The organism is Actinoplanes sp. NPDC051405 (assembly GCF_055586185.1).
Window position 1 is genome coordinate 36,782 of the sequence record NZ_JBVJIR010000015.1, and the last position, 21,957, is coordinate 58,738.

General features: G+C 72.9%; 22 protein-coding genes. 13 read left to right on the plus strand and 9 right to left on the minus strand.

Annotated elements, in window-relative coordinates; translation table 11 throughout:
* Window positions 1-65: 65 nt before the first annotated feature.
* Window positions 66-1,049, minus strand: a complete 984-nt coding sequence (locus tag ACZ6S4_RS29340) for an ArsR/SmtB family transcription factor (protein ID WP_465478001.1) — start codon at window positions 1,047-1,049, stop codon at window positions 66-68.
* 62 nt (window positions 1,050-1,111) lie between these two features.
* On the opposite strand from ACZ6S4_RS29340, the gene ACZ6S4_RS29345 reads away from it, so the two are divergent.
* Both ACZ6S4_RS29345 and ACZ6S4_RS29350 read left to right on the plus strand, forming a co-directional pair.
* Window positions 1,112-2,092 carry an aldo/keto reductase gene (locus ACZ6S4_RS29345; protein ID WP_465478002.1) on the plus strand — a complete coding sequence of 327 codons (981 nt, stop codon included), beginning with the start codon at window positions 1,112-1,114 and terminating at the stop codon, window positions 2,090-2,092.
* 64 nt (window positions 2,093-2,156) lie between these two features.
* Complete coding sequence (locus ACZ6S4_RS29350; RefSeq protein ID WP_465478003.1) at window positions 2,157-4,364, plus strand: putative bifunctional diguanylate cyclase/phosphodiesterase; 2,208 nt, start codon at window positions 2,157-2,159, stop codon at window positions 4,362-4,364.
* Between the two features lie 155 nt (window positions 4,365-4,519).
* On the opposite strand, the gene ACZ6S4_RS29355 is transcribed toward ACZ6S4_RS29350, so the two are convergent.
* From ACZ6S4_RS29355 to ACZ6S4_RS29370, 4 genes are all read right to left on the minus strand, one after another.
* Window positions 4,520-4,843: a hypothetical protein gene (locus ACZ6S4_RS29355; protein WP_451915843.1), complete on the minus strand. Its 324-nt coding sequence runs from the start codon at window positions 4,841-4,843 to the stop codon at window positions 4,520-4,522.
* A 120-nt stretch (window positions 4,844-4,963) separates the two neighbouring features.
* Window positions 4,964-6,556: a hypothetical protein gene (locus ACZ6S4_RS29360; protein ID WP_465478004.1), complete on the minus strand. Its 1,593-nt coding sequence runs from the start codon at window positions 6,554-6,556 to the stop codon at window positions 4,964-4,966.
* 311 nt (window positions 6,557-6,867) lie between these two features.
* Window positions 6,868-7,542 (minus strand): class F sortase, encoded by a 675-nt coding sequence (locus ACZ6S4_RS29365; RefSeq protein WP_465478005.1) that lies wholly within the window; start codon window positions 7,540-7,542, stop codon window positions 6,868-6,870.
* Window positions 7,539-8,360 carry a DUF4397 domain-containing protein gene (locus ACZ6S4_RS29370; protein WP_465478006.1) on the minus strand — a complete coding sequence of 274 codons (822 nt, stop codon included), beginning with the start codon at window positions 8,358-8,360 and terminating at the stop codon, window positions 7,539-7,541. The genes ACZ6S4_RS29365 and ACZ6S4_RS29370 overlap by 4 nt, the downstream gene beginning before the upstream one ends.
* A 146-nt stretch (window positions 8,361-8,506) precedes the next feature.
* Between ACZ6S4_RS29370 and ACZ6S4_RS29375 the strand changes: the two genes are divergently transcribed.
* On the plus strand, window positions 8,507-9,079 hold the full coding sequence (locus ACZ6S4_RS29375) for an RNA polymerase sigma factor (RefSeq protein ID WP_465478007.1): 573 nt from the start codon (window positions 8,507-8,509) through the stop codon (window positions 9,077-9,079).
* Window positions 9,033-9,731, plus strand: coding sequence for an anti-sigma factor (locus tag ACZ6S4_RS29380; RefSeq protein ID WP_465478008.1), 699 nt, complete (start codon window positions 9,033-9,035; stop codon window positions 9,729-9,731). Before ACZ6S4_RS29375 ends, ACZ6S4_RS29380 begins: the two co-directional genes overlap by 47 nt.
* On the opposite strand, the gene ACZ6S4_RS29385 is transcribed toward ACZ6S4_RS29380, so the two are convergent.
* Both ACZ6S4_RS29385 and ACZ6S4_RS29390 read right to left on the minus strand, forming a co-directional pair.
* On the minus strand, window positions 9,721-10,608 hold the full coding sequence (locus ACZ6S4_RS29385) for a polyprenyl synthetase family protein (RefSeq protein WP_465478009.1): 888 nt from the start codon (window positions 10,606-10,608) through the stop codon (window positions 9,721-9,723). The genes ACZ6S4_RS29380 and ACZ6S4_RS29385 overlap by 11 nt on opposite strands.
* Window positions 10,605-12,662, minus strand: a complete 2,058-nt coding sequence (locus tag ACZ6S4_RS29390) for an MMPL family transporter (protein ID WP_465478010.1) — start codon at window positions 12,660-12,662, stop codon at window positions 10,605-10,607. Before ACZ6S4_RS29390 ends, ACZ6S4_RS29385 begins: the two co-directional genes overlap by 4 nt.
* A 73-nt stretch (window positions 12,663-12,735) precedes the next feature.
* Between ACZ6S4_RS29390 and ACZ6S4_RS29395 the strand changes: the two genes are divergently transcribed.
* Window positions 12,736-13,236: a MarR family winged helix-turn-helix transcriptional regulator gene (locus ACZ6S4_RS29395; RefSeq protein ID WP_465478011.1), complete on the plus strand. Its 501-nt coding sequence runs from the start codon at window positions 12,736-12,738 to the stop codon at window positions 13,234-13,236.
* A gap of 6 nt (window positions 13,237-13,242) precedes the next feature.
* Here ACZ6S4_RS29395 and ACZ6S4_RS29400 read toward each other — a convergent pair whose 3' ends face one another.
* Both ACZ6S4_RS29400 and ACZ6S4_RS29405 read right to left on the minus strand, forming a co-directional pair.
* Window positions 13,243-13,908 (minus strand): response regulator transcription factor, encoded by a 666-nt coding sequence (locus tag ACZ6S4_RS29400; protein WP_465478012.1) that lies wholly within the window; start codon window positions 13,906-13,908, stop codon window positions 13,243-13,245.
* Complete coding sequence (locus ACZ6S4_RS29405) at window positions 13,905-14,756, minus strand: sensor histidine kinase (RefSeq protein ID WP_465478013.1); 852 nt, start codon at window positions 14,754-14,756, stop codon at window positions 13,905-13,907. The genes ACZ6S4_RS29400 and ACZ6S4_RS29405 overlap by 4 nt, the downstream gene beginning before the upstream one ends.
* Window positions 14,757-14,865: 109 nt before the next feature.
* Here ACZ6S4_RS29405 and ACZ6S4_RS29410 point away from each other — a divergent pair, with 109 nt between their 5' ends.
* From ACZ6S4_RS29410 to ACZ6S4_RS29445, 8 genes are all read left to right on the plus strand, one after another.
* Window positions 14,866-15,579 carry an ABC transporter ATP-binding protein gene (locus ACZ6S4_RS29410; RefSeq protein ID WP_465478014.1) on the plus strand — a complete coding sequence of 238 codons (714 nt, stop codon included), beginning with the start codon at window positions 14,866-14,868 and terminating at the stop codon, window positions 15,577-15,579.
* Window positions 15,576-16,250, plus strand: a complete 675-nt coding sequence (locus ACZ6S4_RS29415) for an ABC transporter permease (protein ID WP_465478015.1) — start codon at window positions 15,576-15,578, stop codon at window positions 16,248-16,250. The genes ACZ6S4_RS29410 and ACZ6S4_RS29415 overlap by 4 nt, the downstream gene beginning before the upstream one ends.
* Complete coding sequence (locus ACZ6S4_RS29420) at window positions 16,247-16,777, plus strand: hypothetical protein (RefSeq protein WP_465478016.1); 531 nt, start codon at window positions 16,247-16,249, stop codon at window positions 16,775-16,777. The genes ACZ6S4_RS29415 and ACZ6S4_RS29420 overlap by 4 nt, the downstream gene beginning before the upstream one ends.
* Window positions 16,778-16,869: 92 nt before the next feature.
* Window positions 16,870-17,970, plus strand: coding sequence for a serine hydrolase domain-containing protein (locus tag ACZ6S4_RS29425; RefSeq protein WP_465478017.1), 1,101 nt, complete (start codon window positions 16,870-16,872; stop codon window positions 17,968-17,970).
* 96 nt (window positions 17,971-18,066) lie between these two features.
* Window positions 18,067-19,194 carry an ABC transporter substrate-binding protein gene (locus tag ACZ6S4_RS29430; RefSeq protein ID WP_465478018.1) on the plus strand — a complete coding sequence of 376 codons (1,128 nt, stop codon included), beginning with the start codon at window positions 18,067-18,069 and terminating at the stop codon, window positions 19,192-19,194.
* A gap of 2 nt (window positions 19,195-19,196) precedes the next feature.
* Window positions 19,197-20,117, plus strand: a complete 921-nt coding sequence (locus tag ACZ6S4_RS29435; RefSeq protein WP_465478019.1) for an ABC transporter permease — start codon at window positions 19,197-19,199, stop codon at window positions 20,115-20,117.
* Window positions 20,105-20,899, plus strand: a complete 795-nt coding sequence (locus ACZ6S4_RS29440; RefSeq protein WP_465478020.1) for an ABC transporter permease — start codon at window positions 20,105-20,107, stop codon at window positions 20,897-20,899. Before ACZ6S4_RS29435 ends, ACZ6S4_RS29440 begins: the two co-directional genes overlap by 13 nt.
* Window positions 20,896-21,918, plus strand: a complete 1,023-nt coding sequence (locus ACZ6S4_RS29445) for an ABC transporter ATP-binding protein (RefSeq protein ID WP_465478021.1) — start codon at window positions 20,896-20,898, stop codon at window positions 21,916-21,918. Before ACZ6S4_RS29440 ends, ACZ6S4_RS29445 begins: the two co-directional genes overlap by 4 nt.
* The last annotated feature ends 39 nt before the right edge of the window (window positions 21,919-21,957 follow it).

Below are 21,957 nucleotides of genomic sequence, written 5' to 3' on the forward strand. Positions count from 1 at the left end.
TATCCGCGGCCGACCGAGGAGAAGAGGGGCGTGAGCTGCACAAGATCCGGAAGCGGGGCGGCGGATCAGCCCGCGCCGCCGCCCAGCTGCTCACCCAGCCCGGTCCGCAGATACTCCAGCTTTCGTCCCACCCGCGATCCCGCGATCAGCCCGGCATCACGCAACGTCGTCAGATGATGTGAGGCCGTCGCCGCGGCCAGCCCCAATGCCGCAGCCACCTCGCCGGTGCTGTGCGGCACCGCCAGCAGCGTCAGCACGGCCGCCCGGGTCGGCCCGAGCAGCGCCGCCAGCGCCGCCGTCGGTTCGCTGCGCGCCGTGCCGTCCCACAACGCGCCGTAGCCCCGCGGCGGATACCACAACGCCCGGCCCTGGGCCGTCTCCGTCACCGCGAACACCTTCGGCCCGGCGAAGCCCGACGGCAGCAGCGCCAGCCCGTGCCCGTCCAGGCCGAAGTCGACCTCTCCGTCGCCCTGGCCGATCCGCAGCGCCGTCTCGTCCCAGCTCAGGTTCGGGTGCAGGTCGCGGATCAGGGCCCGGGGCCCGTGTTCGGTCGCCGCTCGGGCGCGGTGGGCGATCTCCGCCTCCGCCGCCGTACGCAGCCGCGGCCAGTACGGCGCCAGCGCCAGCGCGAAGTACTGCCGGATCTCGCGCAGCAGCACCGCCAGCCCGCCGGCCGGGTCGCGTTCGAAGCGGGCGATAACCGGCGGCACGTCCGAGACCCCGCGCCACGCGTACGCCACCTCCCACGCGACCTGGTCGAGCGGCGTCTCCGCGATCATCGCCAGCTCGTCGCGCAGCAGCGGCCGGGCAGTCGCGGGCACCGGGCTCAGGAAGTCCGGCACCCAGCTCTGCCGGCGGGCCACCACGGCGAGGAACGTCTCCAGCCGGGCCGCCGCCAGCACCGGACGCACCTGCGCGCGCCAGGAGGCGTACATCCAGAACTGGTCCGGTTTGGTCAGCGCCACACTGCTGGCGATCACCTCGGCCATCGGCGAGTGGGCGAACCGGACACCGGCGAGATCGGCGGGAGCGAATGCGAGCCGGATCATCCGACCATTCGAGCACGGTCGAACGGCTCGGGCCATCGCGTATACGACCCTACGGTCGTGTCATGCGTTACGTGTACCTCGGCCGTACCGGTCTGCGGGTCAGCCGTCTCTGCCTCGGCACCATGAATTTCGCCTGGCAGATCGGCGAACCCGAGTCCCATGCCGTCCTCGACCGCGCGCTCGGCGCGGGCATCAATTTTGTCGACACCGCCAACATGTACGGCCGGGAGACCGGCGACGGGCTCAGCGAGCGGTTCATCGGGAGCTGGCTGGAGAAGTCGGGCGCCCGCGACAAGATCGTGCTCGCCACCAAGGTCTACGCGCCGATGAGCGACTGGCCCAACGACGGCGGCCTCTCCGCGCGGCACATCATCGCCTCCTGCGAGGCGTCGTTGCGCCGGCTGCGCACCGACTGGATCGACGTGCTGCAACTGCACCACATCCAGCGGGACACCCCGTGGGAGGAGATCTGGCAGGCGATGGAGACGCTCACCGGACAGGGCAAGATCCGGTACGCGGGTTCGTCGAATCTCGCCGGCTGGCATCTGGCCCGGGCCCAGGCCGCCGCCGACCGGCGCCACTATCTGGGGCTGGTGAGTGAGCAACCCAAATACAACCTGCTCACCCGGCACGTCGAGCTGGAGGTGCTGCCCGCCGCCCGGGACCTGGGCATCGGCATCCTGCCGTACTCCCCGTTGCACTTCGGTGCGCTGTCCGGCGCGCTGCGCAAGCAGCGCGAGGGCAGCACCGGCCGCAGCGTCCTGCACGCGCCGGAACGGGTCGAGCCGCACCGCGCGGCGCTGGAGCAGTTCGAGAAGCTCTGCGCCGGCCTGGGCCAGGAGCCGACCACGGTCGCGCTGGCCTGGCTGCTGTCGCGGCCCGGGGTGACCGCGCCGGTGCTCGGCCCGCGCACGCCGGAGCAGCTGGACCTGCCGTTGCTGGCGCTGGACACCGAGCTTTCCGCGGAGACCCTGGATGAGCTGGACCGGATCTTCCCGCCCGTCGGCAACGGCGGTCCGGGCCCTGAGGCGTGGGCATGGTGACGGGGGTACGCCTCAGGGCCCGGTTTCCCTCACGAACGCTGCCGGGCTGCCGATCGCAGGTCTCGTGCAACCGGCGGAGTTCGACGACAGCACCGCGGAGTACTGGGCGCGGCAGATCCGGATCGGTGCCTCGGTCGCCGCCGGGGTGACCTTGCTCGGCTGCGTACGGGTGGCCGTGGACTGGGTACCGGACCGGCGCTGGCTGCTCGGTCCGGTGCTCGCCGCGGCGCTCGTGCAGCTCGTGGCCGCCCTCCTGCCGTGGGCGCGGCTCGTCCGCAGCGCCCGGCTCCGGAGCTGGCTGGTCCTCTGGTGGGCGGCCGAGCTGCCGCTGCTGTTCCTGTTCTCCCGGCTCGACCAGGACGGGCTGATGCTCTATCTGCCCGGGGTCGCCCTGATCCTGGTCACCGCCGCGTCCCTGTACGGGCCCACCCTGGTGGTCGGGCTCGGGGCGGTGGCCGTGGCCGGCTACCTGGCGTTGCTGCCCGACCTCACCGGCGCCAACGCCGTCTCCACCGTCTCCCTGGTCGCGATCATGTCCTGCCTGGTCGCACTGAGCTCGATCAACGCCCGCAGCCGGCGGCGGCTGGACCGGCGCCGCCAGGCCGCCGAGCACCGCACCGAGATGCTGCTCGAAGCCGCCTCCGACGCCGTGTTCGCGATCGACGTCAAGGGCGCGGTCCGCTACGCCAGCCCGTCGGCCCAGCGGATCTTCGGTCTCACCGGCGCCGAGGTCACCGGCAAGGCGATGGTGGAGCTGGCCCATCCCGACGAGCTCGCCGGGCTGCGGGCGTGGATGGGCGCGCTCTTCGCCGTGCCCGGCGGCACCGCCCGTACGGAGGCCCGGCTGCGGCGGCCCGACGGCTCCTGGCTGCACCTCGACGTGATCGGCACCAACCGGACCGATGACGCCGACCTGCGCGCCGCCGTGATCAGCCTGCGGGACATCGGCCGGCGCAAGGAACTCGAGGAGCAGCTCAGCCGCCAGGCGTTCACCGACTCGCTGACCGGGCTGCCGAACCGCGCCCTGTTCCGTGACCGGCTCGAACAGGCCGTCCAGCGTCGCTCCGGCGGCGGCGTCACCGTGCTGCTCATCGACCTCGACGATTTCAAGCTGGTCAACGACAACCTCGGGCACAGCGCCGGCGACGAGCTGCTGGCCACCCTGGCCGGGCGGCTGCGGGCCGAGATGCGCCCCGGCGACACCCTGGCCCGGCTCGGCGGTGACGAGTTCGCGATCCTGGTCGAGAACCTGGAAGCGGCCGACGCCGTCGCGCTGGCCGAGCGGCTGCTGCTGGCCGGCCGGGAGCAGATCCGGCTGGACAGCCGCGACGTCACCTGCTCGCTGAGCATCGGCATCGCCAGCGGCGACCTGCCCGCCGGGCAGCTGCTGCGCGACGCCGACCTGGCCATGTACGCCGCCAAGCGGGCCGGCCGCAACGCGTACGCGGTGTTCTCACCGTCGATGTCCCGCTCGGTGCTGGAGGAGGCGCAGCAGCGCGTCGACATGGAGCTGGGGCTGGAGCAGGAGCAGTTCGTGGTGCTCTACCAGCCCGTGGTCGACATGACCACGCAGCGGATGACCGGGGTCGAGGCGCTGGTGCGGTGGCGTCACCCGGAGGACGGGCTGCTCAGTCCGTACCAGTTCATCGCCACGGCGGAGGCCAACGGCCTGATCGTGCCGCTCGGCCGGTGGGTCCTGCGCGAGGCCTGCGCGCAGCTGGCGCGCTGGCGCCGCGAGACGCCGGCCGCGGCCGGCCTCAAGGTCAACGTCAACCTGTCCGCGCGGCAGTTCCAGTACGCGGGCCTGGTCGCGGACGTGGCGGCGGCGATCGAGGACGCCGGCATCCCGGCCGGCTCGCTGACCCTGGAGATCACCGAGTCGATGCTGATGGAGGACATCACGGGCGCGATCGGGACGCTGCGCGCGCTGCGGGCCCTGGGCGTACGGCTGGCCATCGACGACTTCGGCACCGGCTACTCGTCGCTGAACTACCTCAAGCAGCTCCCGGTCGACATCATCAAGATCGACCGGACGTTCGTGGAGCAGGTCGACACGGACGCGGACGACGTGGCGCTGGTGGACGCGGTGGTCGGGCTGGGGCAGGCGCTGCGGCTGCAGACCGTCGCCGAGGGCATCGAGACCGACGGGCAGTGGATGATGCTGCGGCAGATCGGGTGCGACCAGGGCCAGGGGTATCTGTTCGGGCGGCCCGGCGACGCGGCCTCGGTGACCGGCCTACTGGCCCGCGAGCCGGCCCCGGCCGAGCTCTGAGCCCGGCCCGGCACCCACGAGACGCAGCCGCGCCGCGCCGGGTCGCAGCTGCGCTGGGCCAGCGGGTTCTGCCCGGGCCAGCGTTGTGCCGGCTCGGCGTCGCGCCGGAGTGAGCGCTGCGCCGGCCGGAGTCGCGCCGGGGCGGTGAGTGGAGGTCAGCGGCGGAGGACGGAGAGCTCGAGGATGGCCGGCATCGGGGCCACGCCGGGGCCGCCCGCGCGGACCCAGGCCGCGATGTCCTCCTCGACCGCGTCGTCGCCGACCAGGCCGAACCACACCGCCCGGGCACCGCGGCGGCGCGCGCCCGGCTCCGGGTGGACCACGATGACGTTGGCTTCCGCGCACGCGTCCAGGCATTCGCTCACCCGTACCTGATGCGGGGCCGGCAGCGACTCGCGCAGCCGGACCAGCTGGCCGTCGTGGTCGACCTTCGGGTGCTTGCGGGCGTTGCCGCAGCAACAGTCCCGGCACACCGTCACCGTGCAGCCGGCTGGCGTCGTTCTCTTGAGTCCTGGCACGCGCTGGACATTAACCGCAAGCCGGAACGGCAGTTCGCGCGGTCACCGGATCGGTGACCGCGCGAACATCTGCCGCTGTTGTCAGTCCCGGGCCGCTGCCCGGCGCCGCCGGGTCGCGCCGAGGACCACCGCGCCGCAGAGGATCAACAGCGCGCCGCCCAGGATGAACGTCATCGAGTTGGCCCCGGTCAGGGCCAGCTTCGAGTCGTCACCGGTCTGCACGTTCTGTTCCGCCTGCAGGTCGGGCGCGCCGTCGTCGCTGTCGTCGTTCGTCACGACCTGGGCCGCCGGTTCCTGGGTGGCGCGGGGCTTCGTGGTCTTGCCGGCCACTGCCTGCGCCGGGCTCTCCGAGTCGTCGTTCGCCGACTCGTTGTTGTCGGTCGACTCGTTGTCGGCCTTCTCCGGCTCCTTGGCGGGCGCCGGCTTGGTGGTCTTGACCGGCTTCGGGGCGTCGGCCTCGTTCTTCGGCGGGATCGTCACGGTGCCGGTCTTCGGCGGCGTCGTGCCGGTCTCGGTCTTCGGGGTCGCGGTGGCACCGGGGTTCGCGGCACCGCCGTTGTCACCCTGGTCCCCGTCACCCTGGTCCCCGTCGCCCTGATCGCCGTCACCCTGACCGCCGCCGTTGTTCTGGCCGCCGTCGCCCTGACCGTCGTCGCCGCCGTTGTTGCCACCGCCGCCGTTGTTGCCACCGCCGCCGTTGTTGTCACCACCGCCGTTGTTGCCGCCGCCGTTGTCAGCGGGCGGGTCAGCCGGGGGCTCCTCTTCGGCGGGCGGTTCCTCGTCGCCGCCCTCGACCTTGACGCGCACCGCGTCCAGGGCCGGGGTCTGGTTGGCGCGCTGCATCATCGGGATCCGGTGCGAGCCGTCGCCGGCCCAGGAGGCGCACTGCGCGATGCCTTCCTGCGGCAGGCCCGGGACCTGGATCGTGACGGTGTCGGGCTGCGCGCCGCCCTTCTTGTCCTCGGTGGCCACGAAGAACGCGGGCACCGGGGCCGGGTCGGGAGCCTCGTTCGTGGCCGCGAGCATCCGGCAGGCGGTGTGGAAGTGGCCGCGGACCAGGCCTTCCGCGGTGAGCACCGAGCTCTCCACGTAGTAGCCGCCCTGTCCGGCCGCGAGGAAGCGGTCGCGTACCAGGTTGCGGGTGCTGACCTTCAGCGTGAAGGGGGTGTTCGCCTTCACCGACTCGGGGAAGTCAGTGATCAGCAGCGTCGGGTTCTTGGCCTGCTCGCCGACCTCACCGAACTCGGTGGAGACGCAGCGGTCGCCCTTCTGGAAACCGTCGTGCGCGTCCAGGTTGCTGTCCTCGCAGCTGTTGGCGAGGATCTGCAGCCCGTTGACCTGCTTGGTGGTGGTCTTGCCGGTGGTGCAGTTCTCGACCGGCTGCGGCTTCGGGGCCTGCTCACCCTTGGCCAGCTGCCCGTCGCCCTTGTGCTGGACGTCGCCGTCCTTGTCCGTGTAGGTACCGACCTTGGGGTCGGTCGCGGCGCTCTTGCCGGCCGGTGCGGCCGGGTCGGCGGCGGGGGCCTCGCAGGCCACCGTCTTGCTCTCGTCCGCGTTGGAGATCTGGGTGACACCGATCACCCCGCCGAAGGCGATCAGTACGGCGACCGCGGCGATGATGCGACGGTCCGGGCCCCGGCGTTGGGCGGCCCGACGGTAAGTCGGCCTTCGCATGGGTGGCACCTCTTCTGTAACCATTTCATTGGCGGATGAGCCGGTCCGCGAGCCCTTTTGGTGGCCCGGCCGGGTACCGGCATGCAGACGTTAAGAGCCAGCGCCCGTCCACACCAATTTCCCAGCGAAAATTGAGGCTTTCTTAGGGTCGAATTAATGCAAAAATATGGGTCGCATTCCGAACCCTCGGCATCCACCGTTCGGCCGATGTCCCGCCTCCACCGAACGGGGGATACAGCGGACACGGGGCGTTGCCGTGAGCGTACCCGCTGATCTGCCCGCCCGGCGTCGGCCGAGCGGGCAGATCGCTGTCAGGACACGGGTTCCGCGGTCACGACGATGTTGTCGCGGTAGTGCCGGGTTCTGCTGTCGAACGGCCCGCCGCAGGTGATCAGCGTCAGTCGCGGAGCACCGTCGCGGGCAAAATACCTGTCCAGCGGAATGCGGGTCTTGCTGTACCTTTCCCGGGCCACCACCTGGAATGCGCGGCCGGCGCCGCGGGGGCCGGCCAGCGTCATTCTGTCGCCCGGTTCCAGGCTGCTGAGCCGGAAGAATGCGCCCTTGCCCTGATCGGCGCTGTCCACGTGGCCGGCCACGACGATCGACCCGGCCGTCGCGGTCATTCCCGGGCCGAAGCGGTACCAGCCGACCCGGTCGACGCTGGGCGGGACGTCGAACTCACCGGTCTCGGCGTTGACACCGACCTCGGCCACGGTGGCGTCGAGCTTGAGCGCGGGGATCTCGAGCCGCGCCGGGGCCACCTCCTCGGCCGGGGCCTTCGCCTCGGGCACAGCGGCCGGGGCCGGGGGAGCGGACGACGCGGTGGGCGGCGCCGACTCCAGGGCGGCGACCGCCGAGGAGCCGACGGACGGCTCGGGCCGCGACAGGTACGCGACCACCCCCACCACGATCAGCAGCACCAGCCCGGCGACGACGAGGAGCCGGGCGCGGCCCTTGCGGGTCGTGCCCGGGGATCCGACGGTCATCGGCGGCCCGGCACCAGCCGGCGCGCGCCGAGGGCGAGCATCAGCAGACCGGCTGTCGCCAGCGCGTACCAGGCGAGACCGAGGCCACGGTCGGCCTGGCCGCCGCTGCCGCTGGGCACGCCACCCGGTGCGGAGTGCAGGCCGGCGATGGTCTGGGTGACCAGGTCGAGGGTCTTGTCCTCGGCCGAGCCGACCGCGTAGACGATCGTGGCGGTGCCCTCCTTGAGGTTCAGGTCCGCCGGGCCGATCGCCACGGTGTCCGTGCCGGCCAGCACCACGTCGGCCTCGACCGCGCCCGCGGGCAGGTCGGCCTTGGCCTCCTTCGGGTTGGTCAGGTCCTCGAAGACCGGCTGGCCGCCCGCGCGCACGTCGACGGCCGGGGCCGCGGCGGTGTGCCGCACGATGATCCGGGCCTGGCCCGCGGCGACCTTCTTCACGTCGTTGGCGAAGGGGGCCAGCGCCGGCTCGCCGTCCTCGCTCAGGTGCGCGACGAGGCTGATGTTCGCGCCGCCGGGGATCTCGGCGTCGTCCACCTTGAGCAGGGCCTGGCTGATATCGTCACCCGGCTTGGTCAGCGCGATGTCGTAGCTGCCCTCCTCCAGCGACAGCGGGCCCGCGACCTTGCCGGGAGCGAAGTCCGGCAGAGTTTTCTCGCCGTTGACGTAGACGTCCACGTTCTGCCCGGGGATGCCGTGCACGACGGAGACCTGGGAGGTGGCGGCGAAGGCCGGGGTGGCGGTCAGTGCGGCCAGACCGCCGAAGGCGATCAGGGTGGCCGCGCCGACGGCGGTCACGCGGCGCAGGGGCACAAGACGCATCTGATTCTCCTAGCGAGTGGGTATCCGGGTTCGGACAACCCGTGGTTTCGCTGGGTCCGGCACGGCTGGACGCACCACGGAAAAAATAGATCCCGCTGCATCCACGGCCCGGCCGGGGAGCGAATGAGCAGGTGGAAAGGGGGCCGATGAATCCCGACGACGAACTCGCCGAACGCTTCCGGGCGGGCGACGAGCATGCGCTGCGCCTGGCGTACGACCGCTACGGCGGCGCGGTGCTCTATCTCGGCGTACGCCTGCTGGGCAATCGAGCCGATGCGGAGGACGTCACGCAGACGACCTTCGTGGCGGCGTGGCAGGGTCGCGGTACGTTTGATCCGGAACGTGGCGGGATGCTCGGCTGGCTGCTCGGCATCGCCCGGCGCAAGGCGGTCGACCGGCTGCGGTCGGCGGCCCGCGAGGAGCGGGTGGCCTCGACGGTACGGGCCCAGCCCGTCGCCGACGAGGAGAGCCCCGAACGCGTGCTGGACCGCCTGGTCGTGGCCGACGAGCTGGCCCAGCTGCCCGCCGAGCAACGGCGCAGCCTGGAGCTGGCGTTCTACGACGACCTCACTCATCCCCAGATAGCGGCTCTGACCGGACTGCCACTGGGCACGGTCAAGAGTCACATCCGGCGGGGCATGGCGAATCTACGACGACGGTGGGAGGTGGACGGTGCAGCATCTGGATCCCGATCGGCTGGTCCTTCTCGCGCTCTCTGAGGAAGCGGCGGACACCGACGAGTCCGTCCACCTGGCCGAGTGCCCGGGCTGCAGGGCGGAGATCGACGACCTGCGGCACGTCGCCGAGCTGGGGGCGGAGACGCAGGGCCTGCGGGCGCTGCCGCCGCCGCCCGAACGTGTCTGGGCCGGCATCGAGGCCGCGGTGACCGCACCCGTGCGGCGCCTGCCCCAGCGGCGGGAACGGCGCTGGGTGCTGCCCGTGCTCGCGGCGGCGGCCGCTGCAGTGCTCGCCATCGCCGGCACGGTCACGGTGCAGCGATTCACCGACCGTCCGGAGCCGCCGAGGGTGACCGCGAAGGCGAGCCTGGCCCGGCTGGGCGGTGCGCCGGTGGCGGCCGGGGGAGCCGCGGAGGTCATCGGAGGCAGCAAGCTGCGCCTCGACGTGCGCAACCTGCCGCTGACGACCGGCTACTACGAGGTGTGGCTCATCGACCCGGACGACACCACGAGGATGATGGCGATGGGCAACCTGTCCAGTGCCGCGCTCTCGGGCGCCGCCGACGTGGTGCTGCCGCTGCCGCCGGGTGCGGATCTCAACCGTTACCGGCTGGTGGACGTGTCCGCGGAGGCGTACGACGGTGACGCCGCGCATTCCGGCAAGAGCCTGCTGCGGGGCACGCTCACGAATTGAGCACAGGACGGTGCCGGGTCATCAGCGCGAGCTGACTGTCCCGGCACCGCTTCGTCATTCCCACCAGCTCCGGCCGGGCGGCTTCCGCTCGGCCGAGCAGTTCGGTGATCGTCGTCAAGGTCGGTGGCACGCCGGTGGCCAGCAGTTCGCCGGCCTGCTGACGGTGCGCCTCGTCCAGGCCGGGACGCAGCAGGCGGCGCAGCTCCGGGCGAGCGGCCAGGGCGTGCACGGCGGGCAGCGTGACGATCCCGGCGGCGAAGGACGAGCCCGGATCGAGGGCGTCGTCGAGCAGGTGCGACGCGGTGCCGTAGGCCAGGCCGTACTCCTGGAGGCCGTCCTCGGGTGCGGCGGTGACGACCGCGCCGAGCCGGCCGGCCGCGGCCAGCAGGGTGCCGGTCTTCAGCTCGGCGATGTGCAGCGCGGTCGTCGCGTCCACCTCGGGACGGAAGCGGTTGTCGGCCTCGAGGGCCAGCCCGGCGCAGCGTCCGGTCAGGGCATCACTGAGCAGCGGGCCGGCCCCGGCGGTGGCACCGAGCCGGTGGGCGAGCCCGATCAGCAGGTCGCCCGCGAGCAGGGCGACGGTGGTGCCTTCCTTGGCGTTGATGGTGGGCACGCTGCGGCGTACCGGGGCGTCCTGCAGCAGGTCTTCGTGCACGATCGCGGCCAGGTGCAGCAGCTCGACGGCCGCCGCGGCCGTGGCCGTGCGCCGCGACGTGCCGGGCCAGGCCCGGCCGGCGACCGCCAGCAGGAGTCCGGCCCGCAGCCGTTCGCCTCCGGCCTGCGCGATCCGCCGGCACGGCTCCCGCAAGGACACCGGGACCCTGTCGAGCGCCTCGGTCAGCACCGCCTCGGCGGCGGCCAGGCCGTCGGCGCTCATGCCACCGCCGCCGGCTGCTCCACCGGTCCCGCCTGGTGCGCGCGGTGCGGGGCCGCCGGGTCGGCCGGCCACCAGAACCGGTCGCCCAGCAGCGTGGCCAGCGCCGGGACCAGGACTGTACGCACCAGCAGCGTGTCCAGCAGCACGCCGAGACCGACGATCACCCCGATCTGGGTGAGCGTGATGATCGGCAGCACGCCCAGCACCGCGAACACCGCCGCGAGCAGGATGCCCGCGCTGGTGATCACCGCGCCGGTCGCGGCCAGGGCGTGGATCATCCCGGCCCGGGTGCCACGGGTCACGGCCTCCTCCCGGGCCCGGGTGACCAGGAAGATGTTGTAGTCGACGCCGAGCGCCACCAGGAACAGGAACGCGTACAGCGGCACCTGGTTGTCGAGGCCGGGATAGCCGAGCAGCTCGCGGAACAGCCATGAGCCGGCGCCCAGGGCGGCGACGAAGCTGGCGATCACCGTGCCGATCAGCAGCAGGGCGGCGACGACCGCGCGCAGCAGCAGGCCGAGGACCAGCAGCACCACGAGCAGGATGACCGGCACGATCACCCGCAGGTCCACCCGCGACGCGTCCCGGGTGTCCATCGCGATCGCCACGCTGCCGCCGACGAGGGCGTCGTCGCCGACCGCGGCGCGCAGCGCCCGGATGGTGCCGTAGCTCTGCGGGGTGTCGGGAGCGGCGGTCAGCACCGCGGTGATGCTGACCGACTGCCCGGCCCGCTCGGCGATCCGGGCCTGCGCCACCCCCGGCGTGCCGGACACGGCGGCGAGGACCTGGTCGGCGGTGGCCGGTGCGGTGATGACCACGGTGGGGTCCGCGGCGCCGGCCGGGAAGTAGCGGCTCAGCGTGGTCAGGCCGTCGACGGACTCGGCCTCGACCCGGAACTGCTCGGTCTGCGAGAGCCCGAGCCGGGTGCCGATCAGGCCGGTCGACAGCACGCCGAGCACGACCAGCGCGACCACGGTGACCAGGCCGGGGCGGCGGGCGACGCCGCGGCCGACCCGGGCCCAGAGGCCGCGCTCCTGCTCGGTGCCGCCCGCACCGACGCGCGGGATGAACGGCCAGAACAGGCCCCGGCCGCAGACCACGAGCGCGGCGGGCAGGGCGATCAGGGCGAAGAGCGCGGCGACGGCGATGCCCAGGGCCGCGGTGACGCCCAGGGCCACGGTGTCGCCCAGGCCGGCCAGCAGCAGGGTGAGCAGGCTCAGCACGACGGTGACGGCACTGGCCGCGATGGCCGGGCCGGCGCCGCGCAGGGCCCGGCGCATGGCCTCGCGCCGGTCGGCGTGGCGGTGCAGCTCCTCCCGGTAGCGCGAGATCAGCAGCAGGGCATAGTCGGTGCCCGCGCCGAACACCAGCACCGTGACGATGCCGACGGTGGAGTCGCCGATGGTGAGGTCGGTGTGCCGGGAGAGGAGCGCGACCAGCCCGCTGGCCACCCGGTCGGCGAGGCCGACGACGGCGAGCGGCACCAGCCAGAGCACCGGACTGCGGTACGTGATCAGCAGCAACAGCGCCACGACCACCACGGTCACGAGGAGCAGGTTGGTGTTGGCGCCGGTGAAGCTGTCCGCGATGTCGGCGGCGAACCCGGCGCCCCCGGTGACCTGGGCGGTCAGCCCGTCCGGCAGCCCGGCCCGCGCGGTGTCGCGCAGCCCGGCGACCGCGGCGATGGTCCGGTCGGCCGGGGCGTCGGCCGGCAACGGAACGGCGACCAGCGCCGCGTCCCGCTGGTCGGAGAACACCGGCGGACTCTGCGTCCTGAATGCCCGCGCGTCGGCCTCGATCTTCGCGACGTCGGCGGCGGTGAGCGCCTGCCCGTCGCGGCTGTAGACGACCAGGGCCGGGTTGCTCTGTCCCGACGGCAGCTGCCGTTGCAGCGCGGCGACCTTGGTGGACTCGGCCGCCGAGGGCAGCGAGGCGGTCGGGTCGTTGGCGGTGCGGACCTCGCCCGCGCTCGCGATGACCGAGCCGCCGAGCAACAGGGCGACCACGAGCACCAGCCATGCGGTGAGCCGTCCGGTGAGTGTCCGAAGCACCATCATTCCTCCACGGCAAAGAATCTCGACCATCGAGAGTCTCCACCAGTGCGACGGCATCTGCAACACTGAGCGGGTGTACCGGGCGCGCAAGACGGAGCGGGACAGGCTCCGCGAGGAGATCGTCAACCTGCTGCGCACGTACAGCGTCGAGGCGCAGCACGTGGGGCACGCGTTCGCCCAGCGGCACGGGCTGCACCCCACCGACCTGCAGGCGCTGATCGCGGTGATGCACGCCGAGGGCCGGGGCGCGCCGCTCACCCCGGGCCGGCTCGGCGAGGCGATCGGGCTCTCCTCGGGCGCCACCACGGCGGCGATCGACCGGCTGGAACGCGCGGGCCACCTGCGCCGCACCCGGGAGAGCACCGACCGCCGGGTCGTGCACCTGCGCTACGGCGAGCCCGGCATGGCCCTGGCCCTGGAGTTCTTCGGCCCGCTGGGCAAGCGCACCGACGACGTGATGGCCGGCTTCAGCGACGAGGATCTGGCCCTGGTACGCCGCTTCCTGCAGGGCATGAACGACGCGCTGGCCGAGCACCACACCGAGGTGCGCGCGGCTCGTCCAGCAGCGGAGTGACCCGGCTCAGCGCGGCCGAGGCGTCACCAGCCCGGTGTCGTAGGCGGCGATCACCAGGTGGGCGCGGTCCCGGGCGGCCAGCTTGGTCAGCAGGTGCGACACGTGCGTCTTCACCGTCTTGATCGAGATGGTCAGCCGCGTGGCGATCTGGTCGTTGGACAGCCCGCGCCCGATCAGCGTCAGCACCTCGGTCTCGCGGGCGGTGAGCGGCCGGGGCGCCGGCGCCGGAGGTGTGCGGGGAACCGCGACGTAGTGCTCGACGAGCCGGGTCAGGATGGACGGGGCGAACAGCGACTCGCCGGCGTGGGTCCGGCGGATCGCGGTGATCAGCTCGTCGGGCCGGGCGTCCTTGAGCAGGAAACCCGAGGCTCCGGCGTGCAGCGCCTCGTAGACGTACTCGTCCAGCTCGAACATGCTCAGCACGACCACCCGGGTCGCCGCCAGCTCCGGGGTGGCGCAGATGCGCCGGGTGGCCTGCAACCCGTCGAGCCGGGGCATCCGGACGTCCATCAGCACCACGTCGGGCCGGGTGCGGCGGGCCACCTCCAGCGCCTCGGCGCCGTCACCGGCCTGCCCGACCACCGCCAGGTCCGGCGCGCTGCCGATGATCATCGCGAGGCTGTGCCGCAGCAACGGCTGGTCGTCGACGAGCAGCACCCGTACGGCGCTCATCCGGGCTCCCGGTCGGGGATCCGCGCGACCACCCGGAACCCCAGCTCGACCGGCCCGGCGTGCAGCGTGCCGCCCAGACCGGTGACCCGCTCCCGGACGCCGATCAGCCCGTGCCCGGCGCCGGGTGTGCCGGGCCACGGTCCGTCCGGCCCGCTGTCGTGCACGCTCGCCACCACCGTGTCGCCGTCGCGGTGGACGTGCACCCGCACGTCGCTCGGGCCGGCGTGCCGGGCCACATTGTGCAGTGCCTCCCGCACCGTCCGGCAGATCGCCACCTGCACGCCCGGCGAGACCGGGCCCATCGGCTCGAGCGTCAGGCGCGCCCGCACCCCGGTGGCCCCGGCGTCGGACACGATCGTGGGCAACCGGCCGAGATCGTCCGTCGGCAGCCGCGGCCCGGGGTCGTCGGCAGTGCGCAGCACGGTGAGCATCCGGCGCAGCTCACCGGTGGCCTCGCGGCCGGCGGACTCGATGTCGGACAGCGCCTCCCGCGCCTCGCCGGGGTCGCCGGAGAGCCGGGCCGCGGCGGCCCGCACGGTGATCAGGCCGAGGCCGTGCGAGACGATGTCGTGCAGGTCCCCGGCCAGGCGCAGGCGCTCGGCCAGCACCGCCTCCGAGGCCGCCCAGCGGGTCAGCCGGGCCTCGTAGGCCACGCGCTCGGTGTGGCTGCGCCAGATCGCCCAGGCCGCCAGGGCCACCGCGCCCACGGCGATCAGCGACGGCATCACCACCGCGAGCACCCCGTCCGCCCCGACGAGCAGCAGCATCAGCACCAGCGCGAGCAGGATCGCCCCGGTGACCGGCCAGACCCGGGACCGGCGGGCGGGCCGCTGCCGTACCTCCTGCACCCCCGCACCCTACGTGCGGTCCGCGCGTCCGGCGTCGGACCACGGTCCGATATCGCGGTCCCGACCACGGTCCGATGTGGCCGGCCCGGCGGGCGCCTTGACTGGCGGGGTGATCACCATCGAGCACGTCCACAAACGGCGCGGCCGGGCCACGATCCTCACCGACGTCGGCTTCACCGCCCGCCCCGGCCGGGTCACCGGCTTCCTCGGCCCCAACGGCGCCGGCAAGTCCTCCACGCTGCGCATCCTGCTCGGCCTGGACCGCGCCCAGCAGGGCACGGCCCTGGTCGCCGGACGGCCGTACGCGCAGTGGCGGCGGCCGCTGACGGTCGTCGGCGCGCTGCTCGACGGCAGCGGGGCACACCGCTCACGGACCGGCCGCGCACACCTGCGCTGGGTGGCCGCCAGCAACGGGCTGCCGCGCTCGCGGGTCGACGAGGTGCTCGAGCTGGTGGACCTGACCTCGGCGGCGGGCAAGCGGGTCGGCACGTACTCGCTGGGCATGGGCCGGCGGCTGGGGCTGGCGGCGGCCCTGCTCGGGGACCCGGCGGTGCTGGTGCTCGACGAACCGGTGAACGGGCTCGACGCCGGCGGCATCCGGTGGATGCGGGAGTTCCTGCGCCGGCGGGCTGCCCACGGCGCGACAGTGCTGCTCTCGAGCCACCTGATGGGCGAGCTCGCCGAGACGGTCGACGACGTCGTGGTCATCGACCGGGGCCGGATCATCGCCGCCGGGACTCTGGCCGAGGTCACCGGCGAGCATCCGACCCTGGAGGACGCCTACTTCGCGCTCACCTCGACCGGGACGCGGGGCCGGTGGTGAGGGCCGAGCTGCTGAAACTGGCCGGGTTGCCGTCGGCGTGGGTGGCGGTCGCGCTGAGCCTGCTCCTGCCGCCGCTCGTGGTGCTGCTCAACTCGCGGGCGGCGGCGAGCTCGCCCGACACCGGTTTCCTGGAGCTGACCGTCGGGGTGCTCGGACCGCTCGTGCTGGGCACGGTCGCCGCCGGCAGCGAGTACCGGGGCGGGCAGATCGCGACGAGCCTGGTCTGTGTGCCGTCGCGGATGCGTCTGCTGGCGGCCAAGACCGGGGCGCTGGTGCTGTGGGTGGCGGTGACGGCGGCGGTCAGCGCGGCGGTGACGCTGGCGGTGGCCGGGGTGCTCGACGGCGGGGCCGGGCCGCGGATCGCCGGGGTCGTCGTCTACTGGGTGCTGGACGCGCTGCTGGCGTACGGGATCACCCTGCTGACCCGCAGCGGCGTCCTGCCGCTGACGGTCCTGATCGTGAACTCCACCGTCGTCTCGGTCAGTTTCCTGCTCACCAAGCTCACCCCGCTGGCGGCCTACCTGCCGGACCTGGCCGGTGCGCAGATGTTCATCGAGCCCCACGACATCGTGGCCGACCTGACCCCGGTGACAGCCGGCCTGGTCATGGGCGCCTGGGTCGCCGTCCTGCTGGGGGGCGCCGCGTACGTCTTCCACCGGCGCGACGCGTGAGCACGGCCCGCGCCGAGCTGCTGAAGCTGGCGACGCTGCCCGCCCTGGCCCTGACCGTGGCCCTGACCTGGGCCGTCACCACGCTGATCGCGCTGGTCGCCCGGGACGACCCGGACCCGATCCCCCTGGCCCGCGCGGGTTTCCTGGTCCTCGGCGTGCTCGCCGCCACCTCCGAGCACGACGGCGGCCAGATCCGGACCACGCTGCTCTGCACACCCCGCCGGGCCCGTCTGCAGCTCACCAGGACGCTCGTCCTCACCCTGGCCACCGTCCCGATCGCGGTCGTGACCGTGCTGGTCGCCGGCACCGGCGACCCGGCCTACCTCGTCCTGACCACCGTGCTGGCGGCGGCCGTGGGCACCCTGCTGCGTCACGCCCTCGCGGCCGTCGTGGTGGTGCTCGGCTACTACTACGTGATCGGGCCGTTCGTCCGGGACCGCTTCGACGACAGCCTGTGGCTACCGGCCGGATGGACGGCGGTCGCCGTGCTCGCCGCCACTGTCGCGGTCGTCCGCCGGGACGCCTGACCCCTGATCGTCTTCGGACGGGGGCCGCGTGGCGGGGGAGACTTCCGGGCCCGGTTTGCGTCACGATGGGGGAGGCGGAAGGAGGCCCGGCGATGTCGCTGGTGCACGGAACAGTCGCCCCGGGTTACGAGAAGGTCCGGGAGGTCTTCGCCGCCGAGCTGGCCCGGCTCGGTGAGGTCGGCGCCCAGCTGGCCGTGTACCGGCACGGCAAGCAGGTCGTCGACCTCTGGACCATCGACCCGGAAGCGCTGATGGGTCTGCTGTCGGTGACCAAGGGTGCGGCCTTCCTGGTGGTGGCGCTGCTCGTGCAGGACGGCGTCATCGACGTCAATCGCTCGGTGCGGCACTACTGGCCGCAGTTCACTTCGGACGTGACCGTGCGTGAGCTGCTCGGGCACCGGGCCGGGCTGATCGGGGTGGACGGCGGCTTCGGGCCCGCCGAGCTCGCCGACGACCGGATCATCGCCGAGCGGCTGGCCAAGCAGCGGCCGTACTGGCCGCGCGGCGCCGGGTACGGCTACCACGCGCTGGTGATCGGGGCGCTCGCCGGCGAGATCGTGCGCCGGGTGACCGGCCGGTCACTGCAGCGGACGTACGAGCACCGCGTCCGCGCCCCGTACGACATCGACCTGTTCCTCGGTCTGCCCGCGGAGCTGGAGCCGCGTTTCCGCCCGCTGGCCCCGCCGGTCGGACGTGAACCGGGGCCGGACCCGGGCAGCCTGACCGGCATCGCGCTGAACCTGCACGCCGACCCGCCGACCGACCTGACCGTTTTCGCCAACAGCCGGATGGTCCGGGCCCACGGCCAGGCGTCGGCCGGTGGTGTCGGCAACGCCCGCGGCGTCGCGCGGTTGTATGCTGCGGCCGTGTCGGGCCTCAACGGCAGGGAACCGCTGCTGCGCCCGGCGACCACCGCCGATTTCGGCACCGCCGGCGGCACCGCGCCCGACCTGTTGTCCGGCGGCTCCGGTGCCCAGTTCGGCCTCGGCTTCGAGGCCATGTCGACCCCCTATCCGTTTCTCGGCCCGGCCGCGTTCGGCCATTTCGGCGCGGCGGGCTCGCTCGGCTTCGCGGATCCGCGCAGCGGAGTCGCGTACGGCTACGCCCGTGACCGCCTCGCCCAGCCCCACGGTGGTGGTGCGGTGGAGAACGACCAGTTCGTGACGGCTGTCATTCAGGCCGCCGACGCCTGATCGTCGCCTGTCGCCCGCCCGCCCGATACCCCGTACTCTCATGATCCACAGCGGCACCGCCGGCTCGGCGGGTGCCGATGAGATGGAGGAACCCAAGTGCGGACCCTTGCCCGTACCGCCGCGGCCCTGCTGGCGGTCACGACCTTCGCCGGCCTGACGGCCTGCTCCCCGCCCGAGAAGGAGAGCGCTTCCAGCGGCACCGGCGCGGCCACCGCCGCCAGCGCCGCCGACCTCGGTGGCATGGACGCGCTCATCGCCGCGGCCAAGAAGGAAGGCCAGCTCAACGTCATCGCGCTGCCGCCGGACTGGGCCAACTACGGCGCGATCATCAAGGCCTTCGGCGACAAGTACGGCATCAAGGTCAACTCGGCCCAGCCCGACGCGTCGAGCCAGGACGAGATCAACGCCGCCGACCAGCTCAAGGGCCAGGACAAGGCCCCCGACGTGTTCGACCTGGGCAGCGCCGTCGCGACCGCCAACGTGGCCAGGTTCGCCCCGTACAAGGTGGCCACCTGGGCCGACATCCCGGACGCGCTCAAGGAGGCCGGCGGCACCTGGACCAACGACTACGGCGGCTACATGTCGATCGGCTACGACAGCGCCAAGGTGCCCGCCCCGGCGAGCGTGGCCGACCTGCTCAAGCCCGAGTACAAGGGCAAGGTCGCGCTCAACGGCGACCCGACCCAGGCCGGGGCCGCGTTCGCCGGCGTCGCGATGGCCGCGCTCGGCAACGGCGGCTCCGCCGACGACATCAAGCCCGGCGTCGACTTCTTCGGCCAGCTGAAGAAGGCCGGCAACTTCCTGCCGGTCGACCCGACCCCGGCCACCGTCGAGTCCGGCCAGACGCCGGTGGTCATCGACTGGGACTACCTCAACGTCGCGCAGGGCGCCAAGCTCAGCGGCAAGATCCAGTGGAAGACCGTGGTGCCGGCCGGTGCGGTGCTCGGCTCGTACTACGTGCAGGCCATCAGCAAGGACGCCCCGCACCCGGCGGCCGCCCGGCTGTGGGAGGAGTTCCTGTACTCCGACGAGGGCCAGAACCTCTGGCTCAAGGGCGGCGCCCGGCCGGTGCGCGCCGACGCGATGGTCAAGGCGGGCACGATCGACGCCACCGCGTTCGCGGCCCTGCCCAAGGTCGAGGGCACCCCGGTCTTCCAGACCGAGGCGCAGACCACCAAGGCCAAGGAGTACCTGGCGGCCAACTGGGCCAAGGCCATCGGCTGAGCATGGCCACCGTCCTCGACGGCCCGGAACTGGCGGCACCCGTGCCGCCGGTCCGGGCCCCCCGGGGCCGGCTGCGCCTGAACCAGGTGCGCAGCCTGCTCGGCACTCTGCCGTTCTTCGCCTACGTCACCGTCTTCCTGGTCATCCCCACGCTGGTGGTGGCGATCGGCGCGTTCGCCGGGGACGGCGGCTTCACCCTCGCCAACGTGACCGCGCTGGGCGACTCCTACGTGCTGGACGCGTTCGGGCGCAGCATCCTGCTGTCGGCGGTCACCGCGCTCATCGGCGCGGTGCTCGGGGCGGTGCTGGCGTACGCGCTGGCCACCGCCAGGCCCGGCGGGCTGCTGCGCCGCATCGTCACCGCCGCGTCCGGCGTCCTGGCCCAGTTCGGCGGCGTCACCCTGGCGTTCGCCTTCATCGCCACCATCGGCCTGTCCGGCTTCGTCACCGTGTTCCTGCGGGACAACCTGGGCGTCGACATCTACTCCGGTGGCGTCTGGCTCTTCGAGCTGCCGGGCCTCGTGCTGGTCTACACGTACTTCCAGATCCCGCTCATGGTGATCGTGTTCCTGCCCGCGCTCGACGGGATCCGCCCGCAGTGGCGCGAGGCCACCGAGAGCCTCGGCGGCTCCACCTGGCAGTACTGGACCAAGGTGGCGGGACCGCTGCTCGCGCCCGCGTTCCTCGGTTCCACGCTGCTGTTGTTCGCCAACGCGTTCTCGGCGTACGCGACCGCGGCGGCCCTGGTCAGCCAGGGCAATCCGATCGTGCCGCTGCAGATCCGCAGCGCCCTGACCAGCGAGGTCGTCCTGGGCCAGCAGAATCTCGGCAAGGCGATGGCGCTCGGCATGGTCGTCGTGGTGGCCGTGGTCATGACCCTGTACGCCCTGCTGCAGAAGCGGACCGCGCGATGGCTGGGCTGAGGGCGCGCCGGGCCCGCCGGCAGTCCGCGTTCCGCTGGACGGTCCTGGCCGTCATGGGGGTCTTCTTCCTGCTGCCGCTCGCGGCGATGGTGGAGTTCACCACCCGCGGGGACAGCGGCACCTGGTCGTTGCTCGCCGACTGGCCGAAGCTCAGCGCGACCTACCCCGACCTGGCCGACGGGATCGTCGCGTCCCTGGGCCAGGCCCTGCTCACCGCCCTGCTCATGCTGGTGCTGCTGGTGCCGACGGCGATCTGGGTCCGGCTGCGGCTGCCCGGCCTGCGCCCGCTGGTCGAGTTCATCTGCCTGCTGCCGCTGACCATCCCGGCGATCGTGCTGGTCGTCGGCCTGGCCCCGGTGTACGCGTGGGTCAACTACTTCCTCGGCGGCTCGTCGCTGACGCTCACGTTCGCGTACACGATCCTGGTCCTGCCCTACGCCTACCGGGCGATCGACGCCGGCCTGTCGGCGATCGACGTCAAGACGCTCGCCGAGGCCGCCCGCGGGCTGGGCGCGAGCTGGTTCACCGTGATGGCCCGGGTGGTGCTGCCCAACATCCGCTCGGCCGTGCTGTCCGCCGCGTTCCTGACCGTGGCCCTGGTGCTGGGCGAGTTCACCATCGCCTCGCTGCTGAACCGCACCAACCTGCAGGTCGCGATCAACCTGCTCGGCAAGAGCAGCGCGACCATGTCGGTGGCGGTGTCCCTGGCCGCGCTCATCCTCGCGTTCGTGCTGCTGCTGCTCCTGTCCCTGTTCGGCGATCGCAGAAAGGCGTCCCGATGAACGGTGTCGCCGTCCACCTCAACGACCTGCGCCGCACCTTCGGCGCCGTGCACGCCCTGGACGGGCTGGACCTGCACATCGAGCCCGGCGAGCTGATCGCCCTGCTCGGCCCGTCCGGCTGCGGCAAGACCACCGCGCTGCGCATCCTGGCCGGGCTGGAGGACGCGGACAGCGGCCGGGTGCTGGTCGGCGGCAAGGACATCACCGGCCTGCCGGCCAACCGGCGTGACATGGGCATGGTGTTCCAGGCGTACAGCCTCTTCCCGCACCTGACCGCGCTGGAGAACGTCCAGTTCGGCCTGAAGCTGCGCCGGCGCTCCGGCGGTGACCGGGCCGCGACGATGCTGGACCTGGTCGGCATCAGCGAGCACGCCGGCCGCTATCCGCACCAGCTCTCCGGCGGCCAGCAGCAGCGGGTGGCACTGGCCCGGGCGCTGGCCATCGAGCCGCAGGTGCTGCTGCTCGACGAGCCGCTGTCCGCGCTGGACGCCAAGGTCCGGGTGCAGCTGCGCGACGAGATCCGCCGGATCCAGACCGAGGTCGGCACCACCACCCTGTTCGTCACCCACGACCAGGAGGAGGCGCTGGCCATCGCCGACCGGGTCGGGGTGATGCGTTCCGGCCGGCTGGAGCAGCTCGCCGCGCCGGCCGAGGTGTACCTGCGCCCGGCGAGCGCGTTCGTCGCGGACTTCGTCGGGCTCAGCAACCGGCTGCCCGGCCACGTCGACGGCGACACGGTCACCGTGCTCGGCACCCGGCTGCCACTGGTCAAGCCGTCCCCGGGCGGCCCGGAGGTGACCGCCCTGGTGCGCCCGGAGTCGGTCGGCGTCGTGCCCGACCCCGACGGCCAGGCCCGTGTGCTGTCCACGGCGTTCCTCGGCCCGACCAGCCGGGTCACCGTCCAGGTGGGCGACAGCATCGTGGTGGCCCAGGTCAGCGGCGAGTCGCTGGCGGAGCTGACGGTCGGCACCCCGGTCCGGATCGACCTGCGCCCGGTTCCGGTGGCGCTGCAGGACTGACGACGATGGCGATCACGCCCGGCGCCTTGCTCTACTGAC